General features: G+C 57.7%; 1 protein-coding gene. It reads left to right on the top strand.

Annotated elements, in window-relative coordinates:
* Positions 1–279: IS30 family transposase (locus SCA31_RS23040; protein ID WP_410699359.1), on the top strand; the 279-nt coding region annotated here is incomplete at both ends.

Below are 279 nucleotides of genomic sequence, written 5' to 3'. Positions count from 1 at the left end.
CATTGCCTGCGGCAAGGCAAAAGTACGCGTAAGCCTCGGCGTGGTGAGACGGACCGGCGAGGTCAGATCCCCGACATGGTCAGCATTCACCTTCGTCCGCCCGAGGTGGACAAGCGCGAGATGCCTGGGCATTGGGAAGGCGATCTAATCAAGGGCAAAGGCAATGCCTCAGCGATTGGCACTCTTGTAGAGCTCAGTAGCGGATACTTGATACTGGCAAAGATGCATGATGCGACTGCGACATCAGCCGTAGAGGGCTTCAGTGCCGCGCTGAACAGA

The organism is Chryseobacterium sp. SIMBA_028 (assembly GCF_046535285.1).
GTDB lineage: Bacteria > Bacteroidota > Bacteroidia > Flavobacteriales > Weeksellaceae > Chryseobacterium.
This window is presented reverse-complemented; position numbering and strand designations above follow the sequence as displayed.